The sequence below is a fragment of the Pseudoalteromonas sp. 1181_04 genome (genome assembly GCF_052850545.1).
Map to the genome: position 1 here is coordinate 172,429 of NZ_VXCS01000012.1, position 6,373 is coordinate 178,801.

At 35.5% G+C, this 6,373-nt stretch carries 6 protein-coding genes and 2 pseudogenes; 6 read left to right on the forward strand and 2 right to left on the reverse strand.

Annotated elements, in window-relative coordinates; genetic code table 11:
• Positions 1-214: 214 nt before the first annotated feature.
• Positions 215-400 (reverse strand): annotated as a pseudogene (locus FW757_RS11880) (hypothetical protein); the annotation flags it as partial.
• On the opposite strand from FW757_RS11880, the gene FW757_RS11885 reads away from it, so the two are divergent.
• The 6 genes from FW757_RS11885 (at position 392) to FW757_RS11910 (ending at position 5,688) form a co-directional block, all read left to right on the forward strand.
• A complete protein-coding gene (locus tag FW757_RS11885) occupies positions 392-745 on the forward strand; it encodes a MarR family winged helix-turn-helix transcriptional regulator (protein WP_246175457.1) in 354 nt (117 codons plus the stop codon). The pseudogene FW757_RS11880 and the gene FW757_RS11885 overlap by 9 nt on opposite strands.
• Before the next feature lie 273 nt (positions 746-1,018).
• Positions 1,019-2,086 (forward strand): hypothetical protein, encoded by a 1,068-nt coding sequence (locus tag FW757_RS11890; RefSeq protein WP_145234248.1) that lies wholly within the window; start codon positions 1,019-1,021, stop codon positions 2,084-2,086.
• A gap of 54 nt (positions 2,087-2,140) precedes the next feature.
• The gene (locus FW757_RS11895) at positions 2,141-2,977 is read left to right on the forward strand and encodes a TonB-dependent receptor (protein WP_220493323.1); all 837 of its coding nucleotides are present in this window, start codon (positions 2,141-2,143) and stop codon (positions 2,975-2,977) included.
• A gap of 67 nt (positions 2,978-3,044) precedes the next feature.
• The gene (locus FW757_RS11900; protein WP_182739538.1) at positions 3,045-3,830 is read left to right on the forward strand and encodes an ETEC_3214 domain-containing protein; all 786 of its coding nucleotides are present in this window, start codon (positions 3,045-3,047) and stop codon (positions 3,828-3,830) included.
• 9 nt (positions 3,831-3,839) lie between these two features.
• Positions 3,840-5,138, forward strand: a complete 1,299-nt coding sequence (locus tag FW757_RS11905) for a transglycosylase SLT domain-containing protein (protein WP_145234252.1) — start codon at positions 3,840-3,842, stop codon at positions 5,136-5,138.
• Positions 5,128-5,688 carry an LPP20 family lipoprotein gene (locus FW757_RS11910; RefSeq protein WP_145234255.1) on the forward strand — a complete coding sequence of 187 codons (561 nt, stop codon included), beginning with the start codon at positions 5,128-5,130 and terminating at the stop codon, positions 5,686-5,688. Before FW757_RS11905 ends, FW757_RS11910 begins: the two co-directional genes overlap by 11 nt.
• A gap of 129 nt (positions 5,689-5,817) precedes the next feature.
• Here the strand turns inward: FW757_RS11910 and FW757_RS11915 are convergent.
• Positions 5,818-6,373, reverse strand: a pseudogene (locus FW757_RS11915) (IS4 family transposase); the annotation flags it as partial.

Consider the following 6,373-nt stretch of genomic DNA (forward strand, 5'->3'; position numbering starts at 1 on the left):
CCTCATTCTAAATAACCAAAATTCAGACGTACAGGTAGTAATTTCCAACTCTAACTACGTTGAATTTACTTGCCGTTGCTCTCTAACTAATAGCTGTAGTGATGTACTGAATATCAGGTTGTAACTCTGCGCAATAGAAAAAATTTATAAAATGCTTAAAATTGTGAGGGGCACTTTTTGGCATAAAAAGCGCAGCATAATCCGCGCTTTCAATTTACTCTGATACAGAAGGTTCAGTATTTGCTTGAGCTTCGCTTACAGGAGCTTCGTCACTTAACAAGTACTTTTCGAGCCATTGCTCTTGCTCCCAAAGCACATGCAGTAAACTCTTGCGAGCACGGAAGCCGTGAGCTTCGTAAGATAACATTACTAAACGCGCTTCTTTACCTAAATGAGCAAGGTTTTAGGCTTAACGCACTCTGGTGCGGTTAGATTAATAAATACGCTTGAAAAAGAAGAGCTTGTAAAGAGGCGTAAATCGGTAAAGGATGCTCGCTCTGTTGTTTTATACGTAACTGATAAAGGAAGTCAAAGGGTTAAACGAGTACTAAACAGCCGAGAAACAGCCACCTCTAAAATACTAAATAGCTTTAATGATGAACAAAAACAAAGCTTTTTAAGCTTGATAGAACTAGCGCTTAGCAGCATAACAAGCGAGCAGATAAAAGCCCGTAAAATATGCAAACTATGTAACGAAGGTGTATGTAGAAAGCGTGGTTGCCCAGTAGAAAATGCAATTAAATAAAGTACACCCCACTTAAAAACTTATCCAATAAGTTAAAGAATGATAACAGCCACTTTAGTCGTTTTTCTTACATGAAATTAGGTAAAGATGGATTCGATTATAGTTATAAAATTCATGCATCTTTTTAAATTGTAAAGGTATTCCCCCCTTGTACCTTTTTTAAAATAAGAAAAAAGAACCGTTTTAATGAGAGTTTTAGCTATAAGGTTGACCCATCTAGTTACAAGTGTTAAAAAGTGAAAATGAACACTAACTTAATAAAGGAATAATTGTATGATAAAGGGAATAAAAATCGCTTTAGTATCAAGTGTAATGCTCTCTGGCTGTGTAGTTACTGAAACTATTAATGGAGGTATTGCTAGTTTAAATAACTCTTTCACAACTGCTGAATTACCTATTACATACACAAAAGCGGCTAAAGAAAGTGGCACTGAGAAAATGAAGCGTCTTGCAGTTATTTCAAATAACAGAAACGCATCTACAGGTATAATTGAAACAAACCTTTCAAATATTCGTGTGAATGGCCAACCTTACTTTACCTTTGTTGATAAAGCTTCTCTTAGTAAAATTATAGAACAACAACGGTTTAATGAAAGTGATATCAGTAACTCAAAAAACAGAACCCGCCTAGGTAAACTTACAGGCGCAGATACACTTATCACTGCTGACTACACTGCTGATGTAGATACCTCTACTTACTACGAAAAAGACAGTGAATGTATACAAAAAGGTGATAAATGGTACAAGTGTGAGAAGTCTAGAGAAATAACCATTAAGTGCTCAGAAAAAATTGCGAAAGTAAATTTTAAACCTAAGGCTGTATCTGTAGAAACAGGGCAAATTGTTTTTACTAAACAATATTCACGCCTATCAAGTAGTAAAGTATGTAAAGGTGACGACCCTCATCCATCTGACTCTGTATTACGAGGCAGAGCACTTGCCGCTGTAATAGAAGAATTAAAACAAGATGTTGCACCACACCAAGTGACTAAAAATGTAAAGTTGATGGAATCTGATGATTCAGATTTAACTGATAAAGCAGAAGAGTTATTAGACCTCGCTGTTGAATTTGCAGAAAAAGACATGCCTGACCACGCCTGCAAAACCTTTGCAAAAGCTCAAAGTCAGTATTCAGAGTCACTGGCTATAAACTACAACAATGGTGTGTGTGCAGAAAGAGCGAATGATTTAGAATTAGCAAAAGCATATTATGAAAAAGCGAGCAACTTAACATTAGACGTTGACGAACTTAAGTTTGTTATTGAAGGCCAAACACGGCTTGTCGAGCGTGAATCGGATAACGCAAAGCTAACTCTAGCAACAACTTCAAACCGTTTGTAATTTAAGTTAAGGCCTACCACTTTTGTGTTAGGCCTTATTGCTGTTGGTAAAACTATGACTACTAGAACATCCTCACTACTATTAGCGGCAATAGCGCTAAGTCCTTTCCTTACTAATGCAGCATCACATTGTAGTTGCAGCTCATACTATGCAAAGAATGCCCAGCCTAAGTGGGTAGGAATAGATATTGTTGATGATGAAAAATTAGCTAGTTCAGGCTCTTCACAATGCTCTGGTTTAAAAACAATTGATGAACGTCGGTCAGCTAAAAATGCGCGTGAAGAGCTCGCAAAATTACTAAATACTGATATTTCAGTGAAAGAAATAATTAAAAACACCTCGTCAAGCACAGTAAGCCATTCTGATTACAAATCGGTGATTGAGTCTCAAACCAATCAGCTATTAAAAAGCGCAAAAGTATATGATCGTTATGTAGACCCTATTAACTGTACTGTATATGCAGCTATTTCAATTAGTAAAGCCGATCTTGAAGAAGGCCAACAAGAAAAAATAAAACAACAACAAGCAATGCTAGGCGCAAAAAATAGTTGCTTAAAAGTAACGGGCGAAAATAGCTCTCAACTTACAGAGTTACTCACTGAGCAACTTTTACAGCATGGATATAAATTAACAAACTCGGCTTGCGAAGTGACCTATTTAGTTAAAAACTCGATAATAAAAGCACAAAGTAAACTTGTAATTACACAGTTAAAACTTCAAATAGATACACAAAGCAAAAAGTCTATTTGGCAACAACGTTTTGAAGGAAAAGGTTTGAGCTACTCTAAACGCTCAAAAACCGAGTTAATTCATTTAGCCAATCAAGACAGCACAACTAATTTAATAAATAGCATTGTAAAGTTAAAAAATACTGCTATCAATTCTTATTAGCGATTATATTAAGCCATATTTTAAACAGTTATCTTTAACACTGATAAACTATATTTTAAGGATGAAAATGTCTGTAGGAAATAACTTAGAGCCTGAGGCTAACACTGAAGAAAATAAATCTTTGTTAGCTAAATTGAAAGGTTACTTTATTTTACTTATGGTTACTTTAATGGGTCTTGGAAATTGGGCCGATAGTAAAGCACTCATAATTGAAGGGTACAACGGATTCATTACTCACTTTACGAACCAAATCGAAGAAAAAAAGATTACTGCGCTAGATATTGGCAACTACTTACCTTACGCTGAAAAAAAAATTGGTATTCCGCAAGTAATTAAAACATCATCTTTGAATACTGATTACGAATATAGGTATTACAAAAATACGAAATATTTACTCACACTTATTAATAAAAATACTCGTATAGTCGGCATCGCCGTACATAGTTTAAAATACGATAAAGCTATGGTACCGGAATTTACACCCTTAATACCTTTTAATAAAAAAATGCTCAGAGTTAATAGTCTAAGCGATGTTATAAAATCAAGTAACGAATTTTATTTTGATTCTCATAATATTAAATATTATATGCAGTCAAAACAGTTAAATGCTCAAGGTATGTTTTTGAACCTTAGCGTTGGCTTTAGTAACTACACACCATTACTTGATGAAACGCAAAAAGCTTTATTTAAACTTGATGAGTTAATGCTTACTCAAGATGACGAAAAAGCCTTAGCTAAAACAACCGAGATACTTGCTAACACTGCGGCTACATTTTATGCAGTATCTGAGCTATCTAGTGAATACATCTCTGATTCATTACTGACAACGTATGAATTTAACGCTTATTTTTAAGGATAAAAAATGCGTCACACTTTATTATTTTTTGCTTTATTTAGTGCTTACAGCGGGGCTACCACGCCGACGTTCGAAGAATTTAAAAAACAGCAACTTGCAAAACAAACCACTTTTAAAAACGATCATCAGTTGGAATATCAAGCATTCAGACAAGCATATCTCGAGGAATACGATAAATTTAGAGATAGATTATTGCAAAACTGGTCAAGACCTGTACAAAGCTCATTATTAGAACGTGTTGAATATAGTGCGGATAAAAAAACACGTATTATTATTGATGAACAAAATTCGACCGTGACTGTACAAACACTTGAAGGCTCAAATGAAACAGGACTAAAAGCGACTTCTCAAGAAGAAGCATTAACAACAAATCAATTGTTAAATAATGTTAAATTATCGCCGGTTTTAACTGATATTTTTAAAGACCCTAGCTTACTCGATAAAGCAGTAAAAACAGCAAAAGTTGATATAAAAGCACAGCCAGACAAACATGAAAGCGAAGTCGCATTAATTAATGAAATTACTTCTCAACACGAGCAATCATTGAGTAGTTTAGATAAAAACGAGCAATTACCTAAAGCACAAATTGATATCCAAAAAGAGCAGCTTACCAAAGAAAAAGAACAACGTATTAGTAATTTAAATAATGCGCTAAAAAAAACAAAAGAGCAAAACCTTACCTACAAACGCATTAAGTCGCATACTTTCGCTCTACCCGATACTTATTTACAAAAAAAAGTAGCGCCTTTTGTTACTTATTATAGCCAGTTTTCTAAAGATCAATTATCTTTACTATTAGCTATTTCACATGCTGAGTCGTCATTTGATCCTAATGCAAAATCGCATATTCCAGCATTTGGATTAATGCAAATAGTGCCAAACTCAGCAGGCTTAGATGTTGCTCGCAGACAATTTAAAAAGGATATAGCTCCTACAGCTAAAGAATTATTCGACCCAAAAACTAATATAACTTACGGTGCTGGGTACTTAGACATTTTAACGACTCGATATTTGCGCAAAATTAATAATCCCATAAGCCGAAGATATTGTGCCATTGCAGCTTATAATACTGGCGCTGGTAACGTAGCTAAAGCATTTAACTTAAATAGAAGTACGAATATAAATAAAGCGGTAGCTTTAATAAACCAATTAGATAGCGAAGGTGTATACGCACAACTTATAAATAATTTACCGTACGACGAAACAAAAAAGTACTTACAAAAGGTAAGTAAATTAGATATTCAATATCAAAAAAACTTAGAACAATGGAACCTTAACAATAAGGAAGTAAATCATGCGAAATAAACTTTTAATATTGGCAGTTGCTGGAGTTATTACAGCATGTGGTACAACACCACAAAAGTCTCAACCTCTTGCTGAAAACGATTCTGTTCCAAGCTGGGTTTTACAACCTACAGCACCCGAGGGCGGTTTGGCTTCATCTAGCTGTGTAGTATGGACGGGCAATATGGCTGCAAGTAGAGCACAAGCTATTGCCAATGCACGTGCCGATCTAGTAACTCAAATTAGTGCTAAAGCGCAAGTAATGGATACACTAATAAACAAACAAACCCAACAGCAAGACTCAACGACGACTAATTCATCATTTACGCAAATAAGTAAACAGGTAGCTGAGCAAAGCTTAGTAGGGGCTATTGCTAAAGAAATTGGTTTTGCTCGCTTAGATGGAAAGAAACAGTTATGTGCGCTTGTAACTATGGAAAATACTAAGCCTTTATTTGATAAATTAATCGAAACGTCAGGAAAGAATTTAAGCCCTAATGATGAAGATATGCTTTACCGTGAATTCAAATTAAAAACAACAACTGATGAGCTTAAAGCGCTAGATAAATAAGCGTTTCATAACAGCCCTAATATAAGTTAGGGTTGTTATATTAATTAAATAACTACAATAAATTACCCTAGTATTAACCAAACCCCCACTAGCACCATTAAACTCCTAAGAGATCCCCAAAAATAATCTTTAATTTTCAATCGCATCACTCACATCCATATTTTTCCAATCGAGTTTCACTACAACTTGCACGAAATAGGCTAGCCCTTCCAAATAATCTCGCCGGTGCAGTTTAATGGACTGTTTTTTGAAGTATCGCAGCCCAACAAATGCCCATGACACTACTCGCCTGCTTTTGCTTGAGTTAGCTTGAAAAGATCCTGTCTTTCCTGCTTTGTCTATCACTGCACCCAGCATCATTGAGAACCAATGCACCAGTGTGGCGAGCAGTAAAAGTATGTCTAATCGGTAGAGTTTGTTCGTTCTGTGCAGATCTGAGCCTAAGCCGAACCTAACACTTTTTTGATCTCGAAATCCGGCTTCTATCTGCATTCTCATGCCATATAATTTGAGCACTTTTTCGAGAAAGTGGTGCCTTTTTGGAAGTGAAGAAACGAGTAGCCAAGGCTCCTTATAACCACGTTTTTTATCTCTTTTTAATAACTTATGCCCCTTACCAACCAGCACTGCATGCGTTTGATATTTTGCACTTTTGGTCAACTCGGTCGCGCCAAGATACTGGCTC